Annotated in this window: 18 protein-coding genes and 1 tRNA gene; 12 read left to right on the top strand and 7 right to left on the bottom strand. The window is 48.7% G+C overall.

The annotated features are described in order from the left end of the window. The first annotated feature begins 23 nt into the window (after nt 1–23). Genes H8K29_RS14085 through H8K29_RS14075 form a run of 3 tightly spaced genes read left to right on the top strand, consistent with a single transcriptional unit; the run spans nt 24 to nt 3,160 of the window. A complete protein-coding gene (locus tag H8K29_RS14085) occupies nt 24–1,637 on the top strand; it encodes an NAD+ synthase (RefSeq protein WP_186898101.1) in 1,614 nt (537 codons plus the stop codon). A gap of 15 nt (nt 1,638–1,652) precedes the next feature. After that, complete coding sequence (locus tag H8K29_RS14080) at nt 1,653–1,991, top strand: P-II family nitrogen regulator (RefSeq protein ID WP_186885856.1); 339 nt, start codon at nt 1,653–1,655, stop codon at nt 1,989–1,991. A gap of 29 nt (nt 1,992–2,020) precedes the next feature. Then, nucleotides 2,021–3,160 (top strand): ABC transporter substrate-binding protein, encoded by a 1,140-nt coding sequence (locus H8K29_RS14075; protein WP_230407789.1) that lies wholly within the window; start codon nt 2,021–2,023, stop codon nt 3,158–3,160. Between the two features lie 20 nt (nt 3,161–3,180). On the opposite strand, the gene H8K29_RS14070 is transcribed toward H8K29_RS14075, so the two are convergent. Together H8K29_RS14070 and trxB are read right to left on the bottom strand one after the other, a co-directional pair. After that, a complete protein-coding gene (locus H8K29_RS14070) occupies nt 3,181–3,816 on the bottom strand; it encodes a Smr/MutS family protein (protein ID WP_186885858.1) in 636 nt (211 codons plus the stop codon). Between the two features lie 14 nt (nt 3,817–3,830). Then, a complete protein-coding gene (gene trxB / locus H8K29_RS14065; protein WP_186898100.1) occupies nt 3,831–4,778 on the bottom strand; it encodes a thioredoxin-disulfide reductase in 948 nt (315 codons plus the stop codon). A 245-nt stretch (nt 4,779–5,023) separates the two neighbouring features. Here trxB and H8K29_RS14060 point away from each other — a divergent pair, with 245 nt between their 5' ends. The 4 genes from H8K29_RS14060 to serS all read left to right on the top strand — a co-directional run bounded on the left by H8K29_RS14060 (nt 5,024) and on the right by serS (nt 11,078). After that, the gene (locus H8K29_RS14060) at nt 5,024–7,369 is read left to right on the top strand and encodes a DNA translocase FtsK (protein ID WP_186898099.1); all 2,346 of its coding nucleotides are present in this window, start codon (nt 5,024–5,026) and stop codon (nt 7,367–7,369) included. Nucleotides 7,370–7,422: 53 nt separating this feature from the next. Next, nucleotides 7,423–8,106 carry an outer membrane lipoprotein chaperone LolA gene (gene lolA, locus H8K29_RS14055; protein WP_186898098.1) on the top strand — a complete coding sequence of 228 codons (684 nt, stop codon included), beginning with the start codon at nt 7,423–7,425 and terminating at the stop codon, nt 8,104–8,106. A 43-nt stretch (nt 8,107–8,149) separates the two neighbouring features. Beyond that, nucleotides 8,150–9,454: a replication-associated recombination protein A gene (locus tag H8K29_RS14050; protein WP_186898097.1), complete on the top strand. Its 1,305-nt coding sequence runs from the start codon at nt 8,150–8,152 to the stop codon at nt 9,452–9,454. A 328-nt stretch (nt 9,455–9,782) separates the two neighbouring features. Next, a complete protein-coding gene (gene serS / locus H8K29_RS14045) occupies nt 9,783–11,078 on the top strand; it encodes a serine--tRNA ligase (RefSeq protein WP_186898096.1) in 1,296 nt (431 codons plus the stop codon). A 77-nt stretch (nt 11,079–11,155) separates the two neighbouring features. Here the strand turns inward: serS and H8K29_RS14040 are convergent, their stop codons facing one another. Then, entirely contained in the window at nt 11,156–12,916 is a 1,761-nt protein-coding gene (locus H8K29_RS14040; protein ID WP_255423399.1) for a GGDEF domain-containing protein, read from the bottom strand. 330 nt (nt 12,917–13,246) lie between these two features. On the opposite strand from H8K29_RS14040, the gene H8K29_RS14035 reads away from it, so the two are divergent. Continuing rightward, a tRNA-Ser gene (locus H8K29_RS14035) sits at nt 13,247–13,336 on the top strand. Nucleotides 13,337–13,430: 94 nt separating this feature from the next. On the opposite strand, the gene H8K29_RS14030 is transcribed toward H8K29_RS14035, so the two are convergent. Both H8K29_RS14030 and H8K29_RS14025 read right to left on the bottom strand, forming a co-directional pair. Continuing rightward, nucleotides 13,431–13,853, bottom strand: a complete 423-nt coding sequence (locus H8K29_RS14030; protein WP_186898095.1) for a hypothetical protein — start codon at nt 13,851–13,853, stop codon at nt 13,431–13,433. Between the two features lie 9 nt (nt 13,854–13,862). Further along, the gene (locus tag H8K29_RS14025) at nt 13,863–14,765 is read right to left on the bottom strand and encodes a DUF6731 family protein (RefSeq protein WP_186898094.1); all 903 of its coding nucleotides are present in this window, start codon (nt 14,763–14,765) and stop codon (nt 13,863–13,865) included. A gap of 491 nt (nt 14,766–15,256) precedes the next feature. On the opposite strand from H8K29_RS14025, the gene H8K29_RS14020 reads away from it, so the two are divergent. The 4 genes from H8K29_RS14020 (at nt 15,257) to H8K29_RS14005 (ending at nt 22,701) form a co-directional block, all read left to right on the top strand. Then, nucleotides 15,257–16,729 carry a pyridoxal-dependent decarboxylase gene (locus tag H8K29_RS14020; protein ID WP_255423389.1) on the top strand — a complete coding sequence of 491 codons (1,473 nt, stop codon included), beginning with the start codon at nt 15,257–15,259 and terminating at the stop codon, nt 16,727–16,729. A 14-nt stretch (nt 16,730–16,743) separates the two neighbouring features. Further along, on the top strand, nt 16,744–17,973 hold the full coding sequence (locus H8K29_RS14015) for a RimK family alpha-L-glutamate ligase (protein ID WP_186898093.1): 1,230 nt from the start codon (nt 16,744–16,746) through the stop codon (nt 17,971–17,973). A gap of 11 nt (nt 17,974–17,984) precedes the next feature. Then, entirely contained in the window at nt 17,985–19,550 is a 1,566-nt protein-coding gene (locus H8K29_RS14010) for a hypothetical protein (protein ID WP_186898092.1), read from the top strand. 238 nt (nt 19,551–19,788) lie between these two features. Beyond that, on the top strand, nt 19,789–22,701 hold the full coding sequence (locus tag H8K29_RS14005) for a hybrid sensor histidine kinase/response regulator (protein ID WP_186898091.1): 2,913 nt from the start codon (nt 19,789–19,791) through the stop codon (nt 22,699–22,701). A 259-nt stretch (nt 22,702–22,960) separates the two neighbouring features. Here H8K29_RS14005 and H8K29_RS14000 read toward each other — a convergent pair whose 3' ends face one another. Then, nucleotides 22,961–25,045: a diguanylate cyclase domain-containing protein gene (locus H8K29_RS14000; protein WP_186898090.1), complete on the bottom strand. Its 2,085-nt coding sequence runs from the start codon at nt 25,043–25,045 to the stop codon at nt 22,961–22,963. A gap of 356 nt (nt 25,046–25,401) precedes the next feature. Continuing rightward, nucleotides 25,402–25,884, bottom strand: coding sequence for a thioesterase family protein (locus H8K29_RS13995; RefSeq protein ID WP_255423398.1), 483 nt, complete (start codon nt 25,882–25,884; stop codon nt 25,402–25,404). Nucleotides 25,885–26,128 lie beyond the last annotated feature (244 nt).

Here is a 26,128-nt window from a genome sequence, read left to right as displayed (position 1 = left end):
TGATTTTTTCAAATTGCACGATTATGACGATTAAAGTTGCCATTGCTCAGATGAATAGTACGGTCGGTGATCTGGCCGGAAATGCCGCGAAAATAGTAAATTATGTCCGCCGGGCAGCTGAGCAGGGAGCCGATATTGTTGTAACGCCTGAGCTGTCTTTGGTTGGTTATCCTCCGGAGGATTTACTGTTAAGAAGCGGGTTTTATCTGCAAACACAGCAGGTGTTATCTGATCTGACTGCACAGCTTGCGGCATTCAAAGATATTTGTGTGTTGGTCGGGCATCCTGAGGCCAGAGATGGACGTCATTTTAATGCGGTTTCCGTTTTGCTCAACGGCAGCGTCATTGTTCGCTACTTTAAGCGCAATCTGCCGAATGACATGGTATTCGATGAAGTCAGATATTTTTCTGCTGGTTCTGAGGCTTGTGTGTTCGACGTGAAGGGCGTGCGCTTTGGTATCAATATTTGTGAAGATACCTGGTTTAAAGATGCGCCTCTGGCCGCGAGGAGTGCTGGGGCGCAGGTATTGTTGGTGCCAAATGGCTCACCATTTCACATGGATAAGCAGCAGCAACGTCTTGATGTGATGCGCGCGAATGTCAGCACTACAGGCATGTCGCTTGTTTATGCAAATTTACTTGGTGGTCAGGACGAGCTGATTTTTGATGGAAATTCCTTTGTTTTAAATTCGCAAGGGGAACTCGTTGCTCAGTTGGCGCACTGCGAAACGGCTTTGCAAGTCATAGAATTTGACGGTGGGCAACCCGTGTCTCAGCCCTTGCCTGAATTGGGTACAACAGAATCTCAGGTTTATCGTGCACTGGTACTTGGCGTGCGTGATTATGTGACTAAAAATGGCTTTCCCGGCGTCTTACTGGGATTGTCTGGCGGCGTTGATTCTGCGTTAACTCTGGCGATCGCGGTTGATGCATTGGGAGCAGAAAAAGTCAGGGCAATCATGATGCCTTCACCGTATACCGCAGATATCTCTCTGTTAGACTCGCGCGATATGGTGGAGCGCCTTGCTGTGCGTTACGATGAGATTTCAATCGGCGCTTGTTTCGATGCATTCAGAACCACCCTGAGCGTAGAGTTTGCCGGCTTAAAAGAAGATACGACAGAAGAAAATATTCAAGCGCGGATCCGCGGCACAATACTGATGGCCTTATCCAATAAGTATGGTTCTATCGTGCTGACGACCGGCAATAAGAGTGAAATGGCCGTTGGTTATTGCACCTTATATGGCGATATGGCTGGTGGCTTTGCCGTGATCAAGGATATTCCTAAAACACTGGTATATCGTTTGTGTGCATACAGAAACAGTATTGCCGAGATTATTCCAGAGCGCATTCTGACGCGACCACCTTCTGCCGAACTGCGTCCGGATCAAACCGATCAGGATTCTTTGCCGCCCTATGAAATACTCGATGGCATCATGCAGTTGTATATGGAACAAAATAAATCCCGTGCCGATATTATTGAAGCAGGATATCGCGAAGAGGATGTTGAACGAATTACGCGTTTGATTAAAATAAATGAATACAAACGTCGTCAGGCACCAATAGGTGTGCGGATTACTCACCGTGCTTTTGGTCGTGACTGGCGCTACCCGATCACCTCAAAATTCAGAGACTAAAAAAGGAAATTTATTATGAAACAAATTACAGCAGTCATTAAACCATTTAAGTTGGATGAAGTTCGCGAAGCATTGGCTGATGTTGGCGTAACGGGCTTGACCGTGACCGAAGTAAAAGGCTTTGGTCGCCAAAAGGGACACACTGAACTGTATCGCGGTGCCGAATATGTTGTGGATTTTTTGCCGAAAATTAAAGTAGAAGTTGTTGTGGACGACAACATTTGCGATAACGTTGTTGATGCCATTATTAAAGCGGCGCATACTGGAAAAATAGGCGATGGCAAAATTTTTGTGCAGAACGTTGAGCAGGTAATTCGCATCCGTACCGGTGAAACTGGTTCTGAAGCGGTCTGATTTATTACTTAAACTGAGTGCAAGCAACTATGATGGCATCCAAATTACTCACTGCTGTATTCGCAGCGCTGCTGGCCATGCCAGCTGTCGCGGAAAATGGCGTTAGTGAGCATAAAATTATTATCGGCCAATCTGCTGCTTTTTCGGGGCCTGCAGCGCAACTGGGCATACAGTTGCATGCAGGGGCGAAGGCCTATTTTGATCACGTGAATAGCACTGGCGGCGTCTTTGGCCGTAAGATCGAAGTCATTAAGCGTGACGATAAATACGAGGCTGACATTGCAGCTGCCAATACGAAGGCACTGATAGATACTGACGATGTATTTGCCTTGTTTGGTTATGTTGGCACGGCAACCAGCAACGCCGCAACGCCGATATTCACGCAAGCGAAAGTACCATTCTTTGCACCTTATACTGGTGCTCAGTCTTTGCGGGAACCTTTCAATAAGTTGATCTTCAATGTTCGCGCCAGCTATTTTGACGAAACCGAACATCTGGTTGATCGTCTGGTGAATACCGGGCTTAAAAATATCGCTGTGTTCTATCAAAATGACGCGTACGGTAAAGCAGGATTAACCGGCGTAGAGCGTGCGCTGAAGAAAAAAAATCTTCCTATTGTTGATACTGCAACGGTAGAGAGAAATAGTCTTGATGTTGCCAAAGCGGTTGAAAAAATGATGGCAAAACGTCCCGACGTTATCATCCAGATCAGCGCCTATTCTTCTTCTGCAGCGTTAATTAAAGAGATGCGCCGGTTGGGTTATACCGGCCAGTTTTATAACGTCTCTTTTGTCGGTAGTCAGGCTTTGTCGGATGCTTTGGGTAAAGATGGTTCCGGCGTCGTTGTGTCGCAAGTCGTGCCTTTCCCTTGGTCAGCGGCAAACGCAACTGTCGTCGGTGAATACACAAAAATCATGAATAAAGCCGGCATTAAAGACCTGAATTTTTCCAGTCTGGAAGGTTTTATTGCAGCGAAGGTATTTGTGGAAGGTTTGCGTCGTTCAGGCCAGAATCTGACCCGCGAAAAATTGATTTCCTCTTTAGAGTCGTTGAACACTAAGAGTTACGATGCTGGTGGTTTTGACATTAACTTTTCATCGTCAAATCACAATGGTTCAAAATTCGTTGATATGACCATGATTGGCAAAGACGGAAAATTCAAGAACTGATAAAAAAGGCCTGAGGAAACTCAGGCCTTTAATAATACGATCAGCGCACCTGAGCCGCCATCCGCTGCAGTCGCCTGACTAAATGCCAGCACCTCATCTTTCTGGATCAGCCAGTTTCTTACTTTGTGCTTCAGAACGGGTTCTTTATTGACAGAACCCAGACCTTTTCCATGAATGATCCGTACGCAACGGACTCCATTTCTACCGCATCGCCTCAGAAAATCACCCAGACTGTCTCTGGCCTGATCGCGGCGCAGACCATGCAAATCTAATTGCGCCTGGATCACCCAGTGCCCCTTGCGTAATTTTCTGACGACATCAACGCCGACTCCGGGACGGGTATAGCTCAGATTTTCGTCTGTTTCCAGTAATGAATCCGCATCGAATTCATCAGAAAGCGATTCCTGCAGGGCTGCTTTCTCATCGGCGATGTATTGAAATGGTATTGGTGCCGGGCGTACCGGAGTTGCCTGATGCTTGACCGCCACTTTCAATGGTTCAACCGAACCTATGCTGGAGCGGAAAATATTAGCTTCTGCTTTTGCTTTCTTTTCCTGCTCCAGACGTTCTGCTTCAGCGCGCTGTCTGGCTTCCTGTTGTGTTTTGAGTTGCTGACCCAGAGATTTCAGATCAGCAAAATTTTTCAGCGACGACATCGATTCAGCCTGGATTATTCTTCCAGATAACGCTGTGCATCCAGTGCCGCCATACAGCCGGTACCTGCGCTGGTAATCGCCTGACGGTAAACATGATCCTGCACATCACCAGCTGCAAATACGCCGGGAACATTCGTTGCGGTTGCCATGCCTTCAGTGCCGGTACGGGTTTTAATGTAGCCGTTATGCATTTCCAGCTGACCTTCAAAAATGCCGGTATTCGGTTTGTGACCAATCGCGACAAACACACCATGGACAGGCACTTGTGTAATTACCCCATCCGCCGATTTGATATTTACGCCGGTGACACCAGAATCATCTCCGGTGACTTCGTCCAGAGTGTGATTCCATTTGACTTCTACTTTGCCTTCGGCAACTTTTGCCATCAGGCGGTCGATCAGAATAGCTTCTGCGCGGAATTTGTCGCGACGGTGAATCACTGTGACTTTGCTGGCGATATTTGATAAATACAATGCTTCTTCGACTGCTGTATTCCCGCCACCGACAACCGCAACTTCTTTGCCGCGATAAAAGAATCCATCGCAAGTGGCGCAGGCGGAGACACCTTTACCCATAAAGGCTTGTTCAGAAGGTAAACCCAGATATTGTGCTGAAGCGCCAGTCGCGATAATCAGTGAATCACAGGTGTATTCACCCTGATCACCGATCAGACGGATAGGTTTTTCATCGAGCTTGGTTGTATGGATGTAATCGAAAATGATTTCAGTGTTAAAACGTTCTGCATGTTGCAGAAAACGCTGCATCAGTTCCGGGCCTTGCACACCCAGCGGATCTGCTGGCCAGTTTTCGACATCCGTTGTCGTCATGAGCTGCCCACCTTGTTCTACGCCAGTGATCAATACCGGATTAAGATTGGCGCGGGCGGCATAAATAGCGGCGGAATAACCCGCTGGACCTGAGCCGAGAATCAATACGCGAGCGTGTTTTTTAGATGTAGACATGAGCAGACCTGCATAAAAAGAGTTGAAGGGGAGGCCAGACGGGATAATCGATGCCTTATTTGCTTGCAGATGGTGTTGCCTTAGAAAAAAGCAAGCGACGGAGCTTTTTTGCATTTTCATCTGCAGATCAGCGCAAATTATAGTCTATCCTCTGGCGCTGCGTGAGGTGCCCGGTGTTTGGCGAGCGGCCTCTAACATGCTATCTTGTCAGTCTTTGGTTGTCTGGATGAACATTTTCCTGATTTATGACTACAAGTAACAGCGAAGCCTACACCCGTAGCAGTAAAAGCCCGCCGCCCCCGCCACTGCCAAATAAAATGGTGGTGTTGCTGATGGAGGCACGCTGGCTCATTTTCGCTGCATTAAGCGTTTGCCTGATATTGATACTGGCGACGTATTCTAAGGCAGATCCGGGCTGGTCACAGTCTAGCGTTGTCCCGAAAATCCATAATCTGGGCGGGAAATTCGGTGCCTGGCTGGCGGACGTGGTTTTGTATGTATTCGGTTTCTCTGCCTGGTGGTGGAGCGTCGTTTGCTTGCGTCAGGTCGTGAAATCTTATCGGCGTCTGGCCGATCGGCTATCGATGCAAGTCGAAACGAAAACCGGCGAAGAAGAGGGCTTGCCTTATCTGCTCGCGCGGATCACGGGATTTGCCTTACTGATTTGCGGCAGCATGGGGCTGGAGTTTTTGCGCATGCATACCCTGAGTCTGCCATTGCCATTGGCTCCCGGGGGCGTACTTGGCAATGTAATTGGTTCTGCTGCATACAGCGCTATGGGTTTTACTGGCGCGACACTGGTGTTACTGATGGCGATGGCATTGGGGATCAGCTTGTATTTTCAGGTGTCCTGGCTGACGATCGCAGAAAAAACCGGTGCGGCGATAGAAACCGTTTTTGTGTTCATACAAAATAAATACGCGGCGGCGGAAGACCGGCGAGTTGGTCAGACTGCCGCAGTCAAGCGCGAAGAAGTAGTGGTGCAAGAGCGCGCTAAGATTGTGGAAGCATCGCCGATACGAATCGAGCCTCAGGTGGTTGCAGTGCAGCGTTCTGAGCGCGTGGAAAAAGAGAAACAGGTGTCCTTATTCAATGAACTGCCAGACACGAATCTACCACCGCTTTCTTTGCTTGATGATGCGCCGCCCGTGCAGGAAACCGTCAGCGTGCAGACCCTGGAATTCACCAGTCGTCTGATAGAGAAAAAACTCTCCGATTTCGGTGTCGATGCCAAGGTCGTTGCCGCTTATCCGGGGCCTGTCATTACCCGTTACGAAATTGAGCCAGCGACCGGTGTGAAAGGCAGTCAGATCGTCAATCTGGCGCGTGATCTGGCGCGCTCATTGTCGCTGACGTCGATACGTGTGGTGGAAACCATTCCCGGTAAAAATTACATGGGGCTGGAATTGCCGAATCCGAAACGGCAGATAGTCCGCCTGACAGAAATTCTCAGCTCCAAGATTTATCACGATAGCTCATCAAGCCTCACCGTAGCACTCGGTAAAGACATCGCAGGCAATCCGATTTGCGCCGATCTGGCGAAGATGCCGCATTTGCTGGTGGCCGGTACGACTGGCTCCGGTAAATCTGTCGGTATTAATGCGACGATATTGTCGCTGCTGTACAAGTCAGATCCTAACGATGTGCGCATGATACTGATTGATCCTAAGATGCTGGAGATGTCGGTGTACGAAGGCATTCCGCATTTGCTGGCACCGGTGGTGACGGATATGCGTCAGGCCGGGCATGCGCTGAACTGGGCAGTGGCCGAAATGGAACGCCGCTACAAGCTGATGTCGAAACTGGGCGTACGTAATCTGGCTGGTTATAACGTCAAAATCGCAGAAGCGGCAAAGAAAGAACAACATATTCCGAATCCATTCAGCCTCACGCCGGATGCGCCGGAACCGCTCGATAAATTGCCAACCATCGTCATCATCATTGATGAGTTGGCTGATCTGATGATGGTGGTCGGTAAAAAGGTGGAAGAGTTGATCGCCCGTATTGCGCAAAAAGCACGCGCGGCGGGGATACATTTGATTCTGGCAACGCAACGACCATCGGTGGACGTGATTACCGGCCTGATCAAGGCGAATATTCCTACCCGTATCGCGTTTCAGGTCAGCAGTAAAATCGACTCACGCACGATTCTCGATCAGATGGGCGCAGAAACCTTGCTCGGTATGGGCGATATGTTGTACATGCCGCCCGGCACCGGTTTGCCGGTACGGGTACACGGCGCGTTTGTGTCGGATGAAGAAGTGCATCGTGTGGTTGAGCATTTAAAAGCGCAGGGCGAGCCTAACTATATTGAAGGCATACTCGAAGGCGGCACTTTGGAAGAGGGCGGTGAGAGCGGCGCTGCGGGCGAGGTTGCAGGTGGTGGTGAGGCTGATGCCTTGTACGATCAGGCCGTGGCGATCGTATTGAAAAACCGTCGCGCTTCCATTTCGCTGGTACAGAGGCATTTGCGCATTGGTTACAATCGCGCTGCCCGCTTGCTGGAACAAATGGAACAAAGCGGGGTCGTATCGACGATGCAGTCGAACGGTAACCGTGAAATTCTGGTCCCGGTCGGAAATGCTGAGTAGTCATGGATATCCGCGACAGGCGAATCAAGCGGTCGATATGATAAGTAGTACAGATGAGTAATCAAGGAAAATCAGTGAAGAAGCAAAGTAAAGTAGTTAAAGTAGCAAGTGGCCTGCTGGCATGTGTTGTTGCCACCACGCTGTTACCCGCAATCGCCATGGCGTCCGCAGTCGATCAATTCAAATCCTTTGTCTCGAACACCAAAAGTGCCAAAGGTGAATTCGTTCAGCAGCAGATCAAGATGGTGGATGGCAACCCTAAAGTCTCCAAGACCTTCAGTGGCGCATTTGTTTTCGCCCGTCCCGGCAAGTTTATCTGGACTTACCAAAAGCCTTACGAGCAAGTGTTGCAGGCCGATGGTGAAAAGCTCTTCATCTTCGATAAAGATTTAAATCAGGTCACGATCAAAGAATTAGGTAATGCGTTGGGTTCCAGCCCTGCAGCGATTCTGTTTGGCAGCGCTGGTGCCGCTGATCTGGATAAAAATTTCGTCCTCAAAGATGTGCCGTCAAAGCAGGGCATGGAATGGCTGGAGGCGACTGCGAAAGCCAAAGGCAGCCAGTTCGATCATATCGGCATCGGCATGAAAGACGGCGTTCCTTACGCTTTGGAATTGCGCGATCAGTTTGGTCAGGTGTCACTGGTGACGCTCAAAAGTATGGAAAAAAATCCTGCTTTGAAAGCCGATCAGTTTAAATTCGTCGTCCCGGCCGGGGCGGATGTGTTCCGCCAATAATGTTGGCAAATGAGATGACAAATGAGATGGCAGATGTGATTGCATGATGAACGCACCACGTAAGAAGCTCGCGCCGTTGGCGGAGCGCATGCGTCCGGCGACGCTGGATGATGTGATTGGTCAGCAGCATATTCTGGGCGAGGGCAAACCGCTACGCGTTGCGTTTCAGTCTGGCGAGCCACATTCGATGATCTTGTGGGGCCCGCCGGGTGTGGGTAAAACCACGCTGGCGCGCCTGATGGCAGATGCATTCCACTGCGAGTTTATTGCTTTGTCGGCCGTTTTATCTGGCATTAAAGATATCCGCGAAGCCGTTGAACGGGCGCAGATTCTGCAAGCGACCTCGCAACGCCGCACCATCTTGTTTGTCGATGAAGTGCATCGTTTCAATAAGAGCCAGCAAGACGCTTTTTTGCCGCATGTGGAAAGTGGTTTATTCACCTTCATCGGCGCGACCACCGAAAACCCTTCATTTGAAGTCAATAGTGCCTTGCTGTCGCGGGCCGCTGTGTATGTGCTGAAATCGCTCACGGATGATGATCTTGCGCTGATGGTGGATCGCGCCTGTGAGCGTCAGCTCGATGGCTTGCAGATACTGCCGGAAGCCAAAGCCAGTCTGGTGTCGAGCGCCGATGGTGACGGTCGTAAATTATTGAATAACCTCGATATCGTGGCGCATGCCGCGACTGCCAAAAATCTGAATGTCGTCGATCCTGCTTTACTCAGTGAATGTCTGGGCGACGCTTTGCGACGGTTTGATAAAGGCGGCGATGCGTTTTACGATCAGATTTCTGCCTTGCATAAATCGGTGCGCGGATCGAATCCTGATGCAGCACTCTACTGGCTGGTGCGCATGCTCGATGGTGGCGCTGATCCGCGCTACATGGCGCGGCGCATTGTCCGCATGGCGTCGGAGGATATCGGTCTGGCTGATCCGCGTGCTTTGCGTATTTGTCTGGATGCGGCTGAAACCTATGAACGTCTGGGCTCGCCGGAGGGCGAGTTAGCGTTGGCGGAGGCGGTAATTTACCTTGCGTGTGCGGCGAAATCGAACGCAGTTTATAAAGCCTATAACGCGGTGCGGGCGCTGGTGGCGAAAGATAAATCGCGCGTTGTGCCTGAACATTTGCGGAATGCGCCGACCAAGTTAATGAAGCAACTCGGTTACGGCAAACTGTATCGCTATGCCCATGATGAGCCGGATGCGTATGCTGCTGGCGAAACTTATCTGCCGGAAGGCTTGGAAGGCGAATCCTGGTATCACCCGGTACCGCGCGGACTGGAAATCAAAATTGCAGAAAAGCTGGCGTATTTGCGGCGGCTGGATGATGAGGCGGACGGCGTTTAACGGCGTCTGTCGATTTGCTGATGCGCTTGATCAGGTTTGAGCGCATTTGCGGTCGTTAAAACGCGGCAAAAAAAACGTTCAGAAATCACTCAAAAAGCAGAAAAAAGCCTGAAATATACTCCCGGGGGTATCTGTTTTTTCCAGCCTGTACCCCTTTGTTTGTATAGAGATAAGCTGATTTTGCTCATATACTCCCCATTATTTGCATTTACATGCGCTGGCTGGCGTTGAAATTCAGTCGCGGTCGGATGCTATAAGTTTAGGGAAATTCGCCCGCCCTTGCTACAATAGCCGATTAGCTCATTCTACTTATTCGTATCAGATCACTATGATAGATATTCAACTCCTGCGTAAAGATATCGCCGCTGTTGCCGCGCGTCTTGCTACCCGTAAATTCAAACTCGATGTCGATGCGTTCAACGCACTCGAAGGTGAACGTAAGCAGATTCAGTCCCGCACTGAAGAACTGCAAGCCAAGCGCAATAGCTTGTCCAAACAAATCGGTATGCTCAAAGGCAAAGGCGAAGATGCTTCCGCAGTGATGGCCGAAGTCGGCGGCATCGGCGACGAATTGAAAGCCTCAGAAGTGCGTCTGTCAGAAGTGCAGACCGCCATGACGGCATTCTTGCAGACGATACCGAATCTGCCGCACGAATCTGTGGTGGTGGGGCAGGATGAAACCGCGAACGTTGAAATCCGTAAAGTCGGCACACCGCCAGTGTTTGATTTCGAGATCAAAGATCACGTCGATATCGGTTCCGCACTGGGGCTGGATTTTGATACCGCAGTCAAATTAACCGGTTCGCGTTTCTCGGTGATGAAAGGCGGCATGGCGCGTCTGCATCGTGCGCTGGCGCAATTCATGCTCGACACGCAAACCGTCGAACACGGCTATACAGAAATGTACACGCCTTACATGGTGAATGCCGATTCCATGCGCGGTACCGGCCAGTTGCCGAAATTTGAAGAAGACTTGTTTGCCGTGAAAAAAGGCGGACAAGACGGCGAGGGCGAAACGCTGTATCTGATCCCGACCTCCGAAGTGACATTAACCAACACCGTGCGTGACGAAATCATCCCGGCAGATGCCTTGCCGATCAAGATGACGGCGCATACACCATGCTTCCGTTCTGAAGCGGGCAGCTATGGCCGTGATACACGCGGCATGATACGTCAGCATCAGTTCGACAAAGTGGAAATGGTGCAGATCGTGCACCCGGAAAAATCCATGGAAGCACTGGACGAAATGGTAGCTCATGCCGAAGCGATTCTGAAGAAACTGGGCTTGCCTTACCGCGTCGTCAGTTTGTGTACCGGTGATATGGGCTTTGGCGCAACCAAAACTTTCGATCTGGAAGTCTGGTTGCCAGCACAAAATACTTACCGCGAAATTTCATCGGTATCGAATATGGAAGCCTTCCAGGCACGTCGTATGCAGGCACGTTTCCGCAATGCGCAAGGCAAACCAGAAGCTGTGCATACCTTGAACGGTTCTGGCCTTGCAGTGGGACGCACGCTGGTCGCGGTGCTGGAAAATTATCAGCAGGCAGATGGCTCAGTGGTGATTCCGGAAGCGCTGCGCCCTTACATGGGCGGCATGGAAAAATTAGTGCCGGCAGCGTAACTCAGCTTGTTGCAATAATTTGATCTGAAAAAAATCCCGCGTCATATTTAACGACGCGGGATTTTTTTTATCTATTTTTATTTAACTTCGGCGCGGCGATCCACAAACAAGCTGTTGCCGTGAATTTTCTTTGCCTGTTTTTTTGCTTCAGAAGCTGCAATCGAAATCTGATGATGCGAATAAAACTGATTCGGGCTGGATTTGACCACGCCCAGTGACAGACTCACCAAAGGATAAAACACTTTTTTTCCTTGCCGGTCTTCGCTCAGATAACCACCGCGTTCGCGGTCTTCATTGTTATAAAAATCCTGAATCTCGGTTGCAAAGCTTTCCAGAATATCGCTACAACGCTGCTCCCAGTCATCGCTGCGAAACAGAATAATAAAATCATCGCCGCCGATGTGACCGATAAAATCCATTTGCGAATCGCAATGCCGTTTCAGCACGTCGCCCGTCATCTGAATAATATCGTCGCCGCGCCGGTAACCATACACGTCATTAAACGGCTTGAAATGATCGAGATCGCAATAACAGGCGCTGAACCTCTGCTGTTTTTGCAGCAGCTGATCAATGTGTTCATTGATCGGCACGTTACCGGGTAACTGCGTCAGCGGATTCGCATAGCGTGCGGCGGTAATCTGCATTTGCGTGATTTCGCGCATCAGATCCGGCCCGGTACAAATGCCCAGATATTGCCCCTGATCGGTAATGATGATGCCGTTGATCAGATGCTCAGGATTCGCCTCCACAATGATGTGACTGACATCCTGCATGCGGGTGTTTTTATCGACCACCACCGGGTGCGGGTCCATAAACACCTTGCAGGATTTTTTGCCGTACAACTCGCGCTGATAAGGGCGCGCAAAACGGTCGATCATGTGATAGCGATTGATGATGCCGATCGGTGTGCCCTGATCAACCACCGGTATCATTTGTAATTTTGGGTTCTGCAGAAAAATATCATCGACCTGATTATTCAGCATACTAGATGGTATCGATGGCGTTTCTTTCAGAATCTTTTCGACTGCCGCGGTTTGCTCAAAGAAGGCCGAGGCCCGGCGCGACAGTTGCTGATGATGGGATACCAGCGCCTTGGCCACCTCTGCCGGAATCGCCTTACTTGGCGTCGGGTGAGGGCGGGCGATGTGATAGCCTTGACCACAAGCTACGCCGATATCGCGCACCATCAGCAATTCCGCATGCGTTTCTATGCCCTCGGCAATCACCCGCGTTGCCGATTTCTCTGCAATGCTTTGTATCGACCGGACAAACTGCGCCTTCACCGGATCATGATCGATGCCCTGGATGAAGTGCATATCGATTTTTACGTAATCCGGTTTTAATTCCGACCATAAACGCAGACTCGAAAAACCCTCGCCCAGATCATCAATCGCAATTTCAAAACCCATGCTGCGATAATGAATCACCGCCTCCGACAACAAAGCGTAATCATGCGTCGGCTGATATTCGGTCAACTCGATGATGACGCGGTCTGGATTCACGCCCAACTGATGAATGTAATCCAGCGTTTCACCATAGCGCACATCGCGCTGGATCAGGCATTCCGGGCTGACATTCAGAAACAGCTTGCCCGGCAGATTCTGTACGAAAAATTCTTCCAGCACGATTTTGCGGCACAGATGTTCGACCACGACCGTTAAATTGTGTGCCGATGCCGCTTTAAATAAATTAATCGGCGAATGCAGCGGGCTGTCAGACGGGCCGCGTATCAAGCCTTCGTAACCCAGAATATCGCCATTCTGCATTTCAACGATAGGCTGGAAACGCGCCGTCAGCGAGCGTTGTTCGATGATGCGCTGCAAATGCGCCAGCGTCATCGCATCAGCATCGTCCGTCGTCACACCGGCTGCAATATTGGCGGTTGCCAGGTGCTGATGCACGATGGCCATTCTTTCCTCAGACGCTGCGCTGTTCATTCGGCGACTTTCCCAAAAACGCGCCGCTTGCTTTTCAGGCTGCAGACGCAAAAACAATCAATAGCAACAATATAAATAGTTGATATGACAAGCGCGTGTCATTATTGCCTTTAGGGAATAAATTAACATCAGCTCCATCGAATGGATGCGTGATCGAATCGCACTTTGCTAGGAAAGCAAAGATTTCTTTGCTATAATCGGCGGCTTCGTTTTATAGCGAACAACCAAGCCGGAGAGGTGGCAGAGTGGTTGAATGTACCTGACTCGAAATCAGGCGTACTGTAACAGGTATCGGGGGTTCGAATCCCCCCCTCTCCGCCAAAATATAAAGAAAAGCCCTTGATTTTCAAGGGCTTTTTTTATTAATCAGTATGCCATGGTGCTTTGGCTCTTATTTACTATGTTTGTTCGTTAATTAATGTCGCATGATTTTCAACATAATTGTCGCCACTCTAACAAAAGTGAAAATAGTGAAAGCTGCTAAAGCAATCCAGAGAGTCGAATAGAGCAATGGTAATCTTGTACCGTCTTTAAGTAGAAAAAAACCTGCAATGTTCACTATACAAAAAGCCATAGCGCCATATATCGCTGTAGCAATATATTCAATTAAAGTCTCGATGTAACCGCTGGTCTTTAGTTGTGCCATTACAGTATCACTTGGTAGTGCCATTAATATTGCCTGAGCCGTAGCCATGAATCCAGTAAAAATTGCACCAAAACTCAGTGCTGCAGCCAAGAACTCCTTTTCGTCTCTTGGAAATGGCAATGCAAGGTTATACCACGCTATCCCTGCCGCAATTGCGAGGATATATGGATGCAAACGCTCAAGGAGTAGCATAATTCCCCTCTACTTTAAATAATCTTTCCAGCCAGTCGCGGCTTTAAGTAGTCCATCCCATCGCGACCTAATTGTATACCTTTTGTCACCACCGACAGTAAGCCCATCAATCACAAGCTTAAGTTTTGGCGCAAGCATATTGATTGCATCGGCGCGATCTTCCTTCTCGTTTCTTCCACAAACCTCAAATTTAGTCATTGCAGCCGAGTCGTTGTCTAAGTCAAATTGACGTAAATTTTTGAGAAAAGTGATTAATGGCGTAATGAATTTATCACTTAAATTTTCACCTCTATCTGCTGCAAGAATTAACTCAACATCTTTTGAGTTTGTACTACTACCCATATCCAAAACTTGTCCAAGCGATAAATTTTGATTGTGAAATTCTTTTGTGATTTGTGCGGGGGCAATTTTCAACTTCACTTTAGTAATGAACTTTTTCTTAGCTAACTTCGCTTCAGCTGTTGGATCAAGCTTTACTTTGAGTTCGTAACCAGTTATTTGATCAGCATCATGAAAATAATTGGACAAGTAGCTTTCTATCGCACTCGCACGAACGCCGGAGTGATGATACTGAATGATCATGAACTTACTCTTAGGATCGTAAATAGCCGCTGTTTCCTCACCAAATCCTTCGTCCTTGCCGATATCAAAACCCTCTATCGGCGTACTCAACCCAACTTTACCTGGGCAATTTTCGAATCTGAATTTCGTGAAATTTAGTAACCAATATGGAGATTCGTTACCAACACTTTTTGGAGGGATAATCTGTTCAATCCTTACTCGATTGCCGGAAACATCTTTAACTCGCGTCTCTATATTCTGTGCCGCAATAAGTGGTAACGCTACATCCAGCGCCATTGCATTTTGGTGTGCCTCAACTTTAAACAGGTGAACTGTCATTTTCCTAGCCATATCAATTTGCTCGTAGATGTAAAAAATACTATTTTGCCGTTAAACTTCGTAAAACATGAAGCATTTTTTAAAATATTTGCAAGTTTTTTTTGATGCTATTCGCTGAATGGCTATTGACTGGTAATCTGGTACTTCACTACCTAGCTGAGGTCAATAATTCACCGTGCAGCACCTCAATTTTTGCAAAAAATGGGGAGTATGTGCCAAAAACGCCTTATTCTCATCAGAAAATAAGGGCATTTAAAAATACTCCCCCCCAGTATATTTTTCTCATTGACAGGCAAAAATAGGCATTCTGAAGCCGTGGGCCACGTTTCTGGCGTGGGTGTCTGACTGGTGTGGCGGCGCAAGTTGCTCGTGTGTGGCGACGGGATTCGGCGGGAATTTGCCGTGATTTGAATAAAGACTGCAAAAGATCGCTTGTTTCTGGCTTAAATCCGGCGAGTCTCAGAGATAATGCGTCTATACGACAATCTATTGATGAGCGGATTATGGCAACACCAACTTTACCTACACTGGATTCAGCGACGCTGGACCCAGCCGACTGGAGCGCGCTGCGCGCCCAGGGGCATCGCATGCTGGACGATATTCTTGATTACGCAGAGCATATTCGCGAGCGGCCAGTGTGGCAGCCAATTCCCGATGAGGTGCGGGCGAAATTTCAGCAGGGTTTGCCGCAGGGCGAGGGCGATTTAGTGGCGGTGCATCAGCAGTTTATGCAGGATATTCTGCCGTACTCGGTGGGAAACAGTCATCCCGGTTTTATGGGCTGGGTGCAGGGCGGCGGCAATCCAGTGGGTACGCTGGCGGAGATGCTGGCCGCCGGGCTGAATGCGAATCTGGGCGGGCGCAATCATATTCCGATTGACGTGGAGCGTCAGGTCAGCCGCTGGGTCAGTACCTTGTTTGGTTTCCCTGAAACCGCGAGTGGCTTGTTTGTGACGGGCACGTCGATGGCGAATTTTATCGCGGTGCTGGTGGCACGTTCGGTGGCGCTGGGAACGGAGGTCCGGAAAACAGGTCTGGCTTCCTATGAGCAGCGTCTGGTCGCCTACACCTCGGCGGGGGCGCATGGTTGCATCGCGCAGGCGATGGATATTGCCGGCATAGGCAGGGATGCCTTGCGCATGATTCCGATGACCAGCCAATTTGAAATGGATACCGCTTTATTGCGCGAGGCGATTGCAGCGGATCGCGCTGCCGGGCTGACGCCATTTTTTATCGCAGGCACCGCTGGCTCGGTGGATGTCGGCGCGATTGATGATCTGACTACGCTTGCTGAGATCGCGGCACAAGAAAAAATCTGGTTTCACATTGATGGTGCGTTCGGTGCACTGGCGATGTTATCACCTGAACTGGCACCACGGCTGGCGGGGATAGAACGCGCAGATTCGGTGGCATTTGATTTTCATAAGTGGATGCAGGTGCCTTACGACGCTGGCTTTATTCTGGTCAGAAACCGCGAGGCGCATCTGGCGACCTTTTCTGCGCCGGTCGGTTATTTGCGGCGGGAAACCAGAGGGCTGGCTGGCGGTTCGCCCTGGCCTTGTGATTTCGGGCCGGATTTGTCGCGTGGCTTCCGCGCTTTAAAGACGTGGTTCACTTTGCAGGTGTATGGCACTGAACGTCTGGGGCAAATGATTGCGCACACCTGCGAACTGGCGCAATATCTGAAGCAACAGGTGGAGGAAAATCCTAAGCTGGAATTACTCGCGCCGGTGAATTTAAATATCGTGTGTTTTCGTTACCGTAGCGACTTGTGTGCCGATCTGGATGCCTTAAATGCAGACATTGTCGTCGCTTTGCATGAGGGCGGCATCTGTGCGCCATCAACGACATTCATTCGTGGGCAACTGGCGATACGTGCGGCGATTGTGAATCATCGCACCCGAGCCGAAGATATTGATGCACTCATCAATGCCACCATCGCGCAGGGCGACCTGCTGGCGCAATCCGCACAATAAACCTGGTTTCAGATATGACTACTCTTCACGAATCTCAGCATAGTACCTATATCGGCCTCGCACCTTTGATGCGGCGGGCGTTTGCAGGCGAAGATTTAAAACCCTTGGCCAATGCCTTGATTGCGCGGGCGCAGCAGTATCACGATGACGCGAATGCGATGCTGGATTTATCGACGGTGTTGCTCTTGCTCGGCCATGCTGAATTGGCAGCGAGCACGCAAATGGAAGCATTGAAGCGGCAGCCTTTGTACTCGGTACCCGCTGCACATCCGGCAAAAATCAAATTGCTGGCGCTGCTGACCGATGGCGATCTGATGGCGAATACGCCAGTCGATTTTTTGGTTGAAGATTCGGACATCGAACTGGATTTGTTGTACGTGGGGCAGGGCATTCCAGCGCTGGATCAATTACCTGAACATGATGTGATGTTTGTGGCGATTGGCGAGGCCGACGCCAAGCATACGCTGCTGCTCGATTTGCAGGAAATCGTCTCGCAATGGCCGCGACCAGTGATCAATGCGCCGGAACGCATCGCCCATCTGGGGCGCGACCGTGCGTATGTGCAGCTGCAATCGGCGCGTGGCGTTGAAATGCCGATGTCGCGCCGCATTACCCGCCAGATGTTGGAACAACTCGGGCGTGGTGAATTATCTGTCGGCGATTTATTGCCCGGCGATGATTTTCCCATCATCGTGCGACCGCTCGATTCCCATGCGGGGCATGGCCTTGAGAAGCTGATTTTGCCAACAGAAATCGCTGCCTATCTGCAGGAAATTCAGAGCAACGAGTTTTACATCGCCCGCTTTGTTGACTATCGCAGCGCCGATGGTCAGTTCAGAAAATACCGCGTCATGCTGATTGATGGCAAACCGTATATTGCACACATGGGTATTTCGCAGCATTGGATGATTCATTATCTGAATGCCGGCATGGCGGAAAGCGCTGAAAAGCGCGCGGAAGAGCAGCGCTTTATGGCGAGTTTTGATACAGAATTTGTGCCACGTCACACGCTGGCGCTGCAAGAAATCTACGACAAATTAGGCTTGGATTATGTCGGCATCGACTGTGGTGAAACGCCGGATGGCAAGCTACTCATATTTGAAGTCGATAGCGACATGATCGTGCACGCCATGGACCCAGTGGAGATGTTTCCCTATAAACAGGCGACGATGAAAAAATTGTTTGCGGCATTCAGAGACTTGTTAATCAAACGCGCATCCGCTTCAACATTGCGCGCGCAGTAAGCAGGAGGCGCATGAGCAACGACGCTATTTTATCTGCTCTGAAACCAGCATTCACGTCTGGCATGAGTATTCCATCGTTGGCGCAATTGCTGGTTGATGGAGGTGATTCGCGTATTACGCTGGACACGTACGGTGTGAATAAATACGGCTGTACTGTGGAGCCGCAAAGTACGCAAGACAGCTCGTTTGCATTTGGCTCGGCAACCGCATCGACTATTTCTCAACGCGGTTTTGCGGCGGCAAATCGCGTCTATCAGAAGATAGTGCAAGCGTATCGTGATGAAACGCAGTCCTCACAGTCTTCGCTGTATTCCTTGTATGAGCAGGAAATGCAGAGCCTGCGTCTGGAATTAAAGCAGTTGTGTCAGGCCGGTGATGCGGTGGATGTGGCGTTTGCAGCCTCTGGCACCGATTTGCATTTAATCGTATCGCAGCTATTTTCCGGGGCATCTTCAAGTCCTTCGATGATCGTGATGGTAGAGGCGGGCGAGACCGGAAGCTCGGTGCCTGCGGCGTTGCAGGGTTTGCATTTCAGCGATTGTGCGGCGCTGGGTGAGCCTGTTAGTCCGGGGCAGCAAGTCGGGCAGGTTGGCGTATCTGAATTAGTCAATGTCGCTTTGCGCGAGGCAGATGGAAAGCCACGCGCCGCCGAAGATATTGACAGAGAAATCGAGGCACTGATCACAACAGCGTGTGGTCAGAGTAAGCGCGTGTTGCTGGTGTTGGCCGACGTGACCAAGACCGGCATGATAGGGCCGTCTGTGCAATGTGCGTTGGCGTTGCGGAATACATTTCCTGATCAGCTTGAGGTGCTGGTGGATGCCTGCCAATTCAGGCTGACGAATGCGACGCTGAATGCTTATTTGGATCAGCATTTTTTAGTTGCGGTGACGGGATCTAAATTTATCTCTGGCCCCAGTTTTTCCGGTGCTTTATTTTTCCCGCCGGAAGTGGCAATCAGATACAGGCAGCAAAACGCACCGGCAGGTTTATATGCTTATTCCAGCCGCGCTGACTGGCCTGCATCCTGGACTGGAATGGACGGTTTGCAGAAGAAGGCGAATGTCGGATTGCTGGTGCGCTGGGTGGCGGCGATGGCGGAATTAAGGGCATTTCGCAGCTTGCCTGACGACGCAGTCAATCAGTTTGTGCAAGCGTTCCGGCGTGCGGTATTGACGTATTTTGATGCGCATTCTGGTCTTACCTTGTTACCGGTTCCTGTGCCCGATAGACAAGTGTTGGCGACGACGCCAGGCTGGGATCAATGGCCGACGATTTTTCCGTTTGTACTGCATCACGCTTCCGGCGAGCCACTGAGTCGCGACCAGACGATGTTGGTGTACCGCCGCTTGCAAAATGAAAAGCGTATGCAAGTGGGACAACCTGTGACTTGTGGCGTTTGCCAACAGATTCCTGTCAGTGCCTTGCGCCTGTGTCTGAGCGCGCGGCTTATCGTGGCGGCATTGAGCGATGTGACGGATATTAGAAGTGGCGGAAATAAAGCAGACGAAATCATTGCCAAAGCGATGGCGGTATTGGATGCAGCGCGCCAGCTCAGCTTGCTGCTTGATTCTTAGGCCCGTATCTGTATTCTGAATGTGTTGCCATCAGGAATGTAAATAATGATTAAGCACCATTTTCAGGTAGAAATTTCATGCTAATCTGCGGCAGTAATCAGGCACTCATTATTCTTTTTTTGAGTTCTCTTTTAGTTTTTTGATTCGCGTAGTTATACAGATTTCATCTGCATTGAGCGTCGCCTTCTGACGTCATTTCAATAACTCTTACCTCAATATCATACGGTCATCACTCATCATGAAAATGGCAAAAAAGCGTTTGCGGCTACAACTTTTTTTGTTATTCAGTCTGATGTTGGTATTGGTGTGGGTTGTCGCTTTTTACGAAATGAATCGTAGTTATCAATCGGTGTTCAACGAGGCAAAGATACGTAACACCGAGGAGGCGCAGATTTTTGCGGAATATTCTTCGTCCAATATCAAGCGTCTCAATGAAGCGCTGCTGGATCTTCGCAGAGCGTGGCGGGGCGATTGGAAGGAGTTCGCCGAACTGGTTCAGCGCCGGCAAGAAATCATTCACGACATTTCTTTTCAGGTCGCCGTCATTGATAAAGATGGCATTATGCAGTTTTCGAATCTGGCCAAGCCATCCGAGCGTGTTGATCTGAGTGAACGCGAACATTTTCGTGTTCATCAGCTTGACCCGCATAAAGACCATTTTTTTATCAGTAAACCCTTGAAGGGGAAAATCTCAGGCAAATGGTCGATCCAGTTTACGCGGCCTATCTTTAAAGACGGACAGTTCAACGGTGTTCTGGTGATTTCTGTCAGTCCCGATATGTTTACCAAATTTGCAGAAAAGATTAATTCCAACGCCACCATTACTGTAGCGAGAGAAAATGGTTTTGTGTTGGCTCGCTCACCGGATATCGATCTGAGCAAAGGGATAATGATTGACGTCAGTCGCTTTGTAGATGACCGTGTTCCTTCTCAGGGGAATTTTCAGATTATCTCCAGGATAGACGGAGTGGAGCGTATCTACGGTTACCAGCGCTTGCCTGAATATCAGATGATCTTTATCACTGGCGAGTCTGTTGCTGGCATTTTGGTACCGTATCAAGTAACAAAGAGAAATGTCCTGATCATTGCGAGTGTCTTCAGCCTCATCAGTGCATTGCTGTTTTTTATGTTATTCCGTGCGTTTAATGAAAAAAATACTGCACAGTTGAAGCTGGAAGAGCGGGAAGAAATTTTACGGCAATCGCAAGAAGTCGGGCGTATTGGCAGCTACTCTTTTGATCTGAATACTTTTCGTTTCGAGAGTTCGCCAAATATGGACGAAATATTTGGTCTTTCTCCCGATACAGATAAAACCTATGATGCCTGGTTGAAGCTGCTTCATCCATCTGACCTCGAAGATGAACGTAAGACCATGCGCGAAGTCCGGCTCAATAGCGGCACTTTCCGACGGGAATACAGAATCATCAGGCCGATAGACGGTGCAGAAAGATGGATACTGGCGATCGGAAAAATGAATAAGCCGGATGAACATCAGCCCATGAGAGTGATGGGGATAGTTCAGGATATTACTGAGCAAAAGCAACACGAAGCAGAATTGATGAAAGCGAAGGAGTTGGCTGAGGCGGCCAATGTTGCCAAAAGCTTGTTCCTTGCTTCAATGTCGCACGAGATCCGCACGCCGATGAATGGCGTGATTGGTATGACGGAGCTGGTTCTGGAGACGGAATTAAATCCGCAGCAAAGAGAATATGTGAATATGATCAAAGCATCGGCAGATTCTTTGCTGGTACTGATTAACGACATTCTCGATTCGTCGAAAATTGACGCAGGTAAGATTGATCTCGAAAGCCTGAATTTCGATTTATTCCGCGTGCTGGATGAGGTGATTAAACCGCTTGGTTTGCAGGCGGAAAAAAAAGGCGTTGAACTGATTCTGGATATTCAGCCAGATATCTGCCGGTTTGTGATCGGCGATGCTGGCAGGCTGAAACAAATCTTACTCAATATCCTGGGCAACGCAATTAAATTCACCACGAAAGGTGAGATCACTGTTCAGGTGCGATATACGCAGTACGAGCGGCGGCAGGCTGATTTGTATTTCAATATTATCGATACCGGCATAGGTATTGCTGAAGATAAAATCAGAAGTATCTTTGATTTGTTTTCGCAGGCGGATAATTCGATTACCCGCAAATATGGTGGAACAGGTTTGGGACTTTCTATTTCTTCCCGTTTGGTCGAGCTGATGGGGGGAACCTTATCCGTTGAAAGTAAAGTCGGCATTGGCAGTAAATTTAGTTTTACTTTGCCATTCCAATCAGCGCCCGAAGCCAGCCGTCTGCCACCTGCAACCTTGTTTTCAGATTTGCAGGTACTGGTTGCGGATGATAATCAAACTCACTTGAATCTGATGGCAGATGCTTTGCGTCAATCTGGGATGAAAGTTATTCAGGCTTGCAATGGTCAGGTGTTTTGGGATGAGTTTGTCAAACTCACTGACGCCGGGCGAGAAATTGATTTACTGGTGCTGGATGCACACATGCCCGATAAGAACAGCTTTCAGCTGATCGAGGCATGCAACGAGGTTGGTAATACGGCACACCTGAAAAAGGCACCAAAAATATTGTTGCTGACATCTGCATTGACACCTCAGGATATTGATCTTTGCCAGTCAATGAATTTAGCTTATCTGAATAAGCCGTTTTCAATGATGGAGTTGAAAGCGGCTGTTGGCCAATTATTTATTGATCATGACGTGCGCGCTTTATCTTCTGTCGAAATGTCTGCGGAAAATAAGTTGCAACAAAGTCGTCTGAGTATTTTGTTGGTTGAAGATAATGAAATAAATCAACGCATTGCTACCGTCATTCTGGAAAAGGCTGGGCATCAGATACAAGTCTGCGGCAACGGTGCGCTTGCGTTGGAATTGCTTGAACGCCGGAAATTTGATCTGATCTTAATGGATATGCAAATGCCTGTCATGGGCGGGGTTGAGGCGACCGTGAATATACGAAACAAGGAACGTCTCAGTGGCAGCCATATTCCGATTATTGCTATGACTGCGAATGCCATGAGCGAGGATAAGGAATTATGCCTGAATGCGGGCATGGATGGTTACATATCCAAGCCGGTGAGAGGTGAAAAGTTGATGAGTGTTATTGCTGAAGTGCTTAATAAATGTAAGCTGTGATCAGCTGAAAAACGACACGCTTTCCGGAGGAAAGAACGGAGGTTGCCGGGTTTGATTATGCCGCGTATTGATGCAATTGCTGAGGCAATAGAGGCAGAAAAATATACGGATATGGTGACTGCCGCACACACGCTGAATTGGCACAAATTTTATTGTGTCTGTAACAGAAGACCCGTGCCTGAACGTTTATTCAACTCTGGCTCATGCAGTGATGCGTTTCTCTAACTACAATTCTGAATCAGGCAAACTTGCTGACTGTTTATTGATAAAAACGGATGGTGTTGCGACCTTCCTGTTTTGCCCGGTACATTGCGGCATCTGCCCGATCCAGTAATTTCTCGCCGCTGCTATCGTCGTTATTAAAGGTGATCACGCCGATGCTGGCTGTGCATCGATGCTCGACGGTGATTGTTGTACCATTGTTGTCAGTCTGTAGCAAATAAGGATCAGCCACAGCAGAAAGAATTTTTTTTGCGATACTTTCTGCCTGTGTGTGTGCACTTGATTCGTCTGCGTCCATGTCGGTAATCAGTATGACAAATTCGTCACCGCCAAAGCGAGCCACGGTATCGGTCTGGCGCACGCACAATTGCAGACGACGTGCGACCTCAATCAGCAACATATCGCCAACGTTGTGACCGTGCTTGTCGTTCAATGGTTTGAAATTATCCAGATCTAAAAACAGCAGTGCGCTATAACTCGCATTGCGTATATTCCGTGCTAATGCTTGCTTCAGATGTTCTATCAGTAAGCGCCGGTTAGGTAGCTGAGTTAATGCATCGAGATAAGCGAGCTGCTGAATTTTTTCATCCATGAGCTTGCGGTCATGAATATCTGTCAGAAAATTCAGACTGGCATTGTCACCGTGCCACTCGAATGCGACTCCGCTCAATTCAAACCAGCGGACGCCGCGGTGTCTGGTCGAAATGCGGATAGCATATTTCAGATCGTTGACTGTTGTCAGGAATAATTTCTTCTGATTCTCTATCACCATAGCCTGATCTTCGTGATAGATGAGGTCGATGATGGATTTGTTTGTCAGTGTATTTGCGTCATACCCGGTCAATTCGCAAAGTTTCGGATTGGCGTAACGCAAGACGCCATCATTGACAACACAAATACCCTCGTTCGCAGTTTCAATCAGCAAACGATAATGTTTCTCACTTTCTCTGAGTTGCTCTACGGAAGAACTGCGTTCGATAGCAACACTGGCTAGTTTCGCAACAGCTTCGATAAGTTCAATATCGCTGCTCTCGGGGGCGTGTTCATCGCGGTGATAAATAGCAAATGTTCCAAGCACTTTCTGGTTGGAGGATAGCACTGGCTGCGACCAGCATGATGCCAGTCCTGCTTGCAGTGCCAGTTCTTTATAAGAGACCCAGTAAGGATGGGTTGCAATTTTTTCTGCAATTACCCGCTGCTTTGTATAGGCTGCCGTACCACAAGAGCCAACGCCCAAACCTATTTCGACGCCCTGGATAGCGCTGTTGTAAAACTCTGGCAGGCTGGGAGCAAAGATGCGGCTAAGGAATCTGCCGCGCTTATCAAGTAGCAGGATGCTGCATAACATTTCCGGATGAAGCCGTTCAATGCCATTAATGATCGCATTCAAAATATCGTCGAGAGGTCGGTTAAGCGAAAGAAGATCAAGGATTTTATTGCTGAATTTTGTGAATGCCTGATTATCCAATGCGCGTTTTTCTGCTCGCTCGTGCGTCATGAGAACAAATCCGATCGAGAGTAACAGCAGGCTGACCAGCACCGTTATAAATGTGTAACTCTGGATAGAATTGGATTCGGCGATCGATGTTAATTTGGTCGATCCCAGAAGAAAACTGATCTCTCTCAACATCATGGCTGCAATGACTGAGACTAGCCCTGTTTCGATAATATATTGGCCTCGTCCAATCGTGTTATTTCGCATTTTTATGGCGAATGCCAGTAAGGCTGCACTTTGTAAAGTAAAGACCAGGGCGCTGATAACCAGGCGAGCTTGTTGGTTATCCAGCAATATGCTAAAGCTGATAGCGATAAATACAACCGGCGCCCACAAAGTTAAGCGGTTTGGTTGCTCATCATGAAATCGATAAATAGCTTCACCAAACAAGGCAAAGCCAGCAGAAAGAAATGAATTGCCGACGACGATCGAGACCGCATCATTGATGTAGCCTCGCAAGCTGAATAGCAAATAGGCGCCACCATGGAGAGCCAGAGCCAGCGACCACATGAAAAGCGGATTAAACAGCGAATTATTTTTACGATACGAAATCCAGGCAATTGCCAATGCCAGCGTAAAACTCGTTGTTACGATCACCAAAAACATTGTCGGTGTGTGAATCAACATAAAGAACCTTAAAAAATGTTTGTTGCTGTATGTACGCCGATTCAGTTGCTTCTCTGTTTCTGATTTACATCTGTGTTTTCAGTAGCCCTGTTATTTATTGTTGTTTTTGTTGCGATGGCGAAGATATCACTCGGCGAACTTATTTAAATTAATCTCTATTTCGCCCTGCTGTTATCTCTGCATCTATAAACTAAATCTAACAACTGCGGTCAGAATTTGTTTTGATCAAAAGCAAGCGTAAATAGTGATTTTTATTAATAATTGCCTGTTAGGATTACATAGAATACTTTTGTAAAAAGTAAATTTATGTGAACTTGATAAGTTTTCTGTTGGTGCTGATCAATCTGAGCAATGCTTTATTTCACAATTGCAGGCAGATAAATATCGCAAAATTCCGGTGGCATTCTTTTTGGTTTTCCAGTGCTGATTTCTATGCAAACCAGGTCCCATTTTCCGCGCATAATAATGGCCTGATCAGCTTCCCGGATTAATTGAAAACGCCTTTCCATATTCAGCTTTCCGTCGCTGGCAACAATCCAGGTGCCGAGTATGAGTTTGTCACCAAGGACTGAAGGTAATAAGTAATCGTATTCGGCATGGCGTATCGCCATCGCCCGATTCAGTTCTTGATAGTTGCTGAGACTGAGACCCAATTGCTCCGAATGTGCCCATCCGATCACTTCACACCATTGAACATATACAGCATTGTTTGTGTGTTGGAGGCCATCGATATCGCTGCTTGCTGGCGTCAGCTTTAGTGTGTAAGGCTGCGGGTAATCCCAAGTCATCATGTATTCCGTCTTGCGTGGAGAAGTTGTATAGTTTACTGCATCTGTCATGGCTCTCAATGCAATGATTATCCAATGATTTTAGGACTGGCGATCGGGAAGTCATTGCGTCTTATCTAAAGCTTGAAATTGGAATCAACAATGGTTCTCAGTTAGTTGACTATTTAAGCTGAGAAGAAAAAGCGAAGCGAAAGGGCGAAGGGAGTTGACAGTGAGTGAGAAGTACTTCATAATCTCGTTTCTCTGCTGCTGACGCACACAACGATGCGAAGCAAAACTCGGAAGAGTGAAGCGG

This window comes from Undibacterium sp. CY21W, assembly GCF_014284265.1.
GTDB lineage: Bacteria > Pseudomonadota > Gammaproteobacteria > Burkholderiales > Burkholderiaceae_D > Undibacterium > Undibacterium aquatile.
Note: the sequence above shows the minus strand (reverse complement) of the source record. Positions and strands in the feature narration are given on the sequence as shown.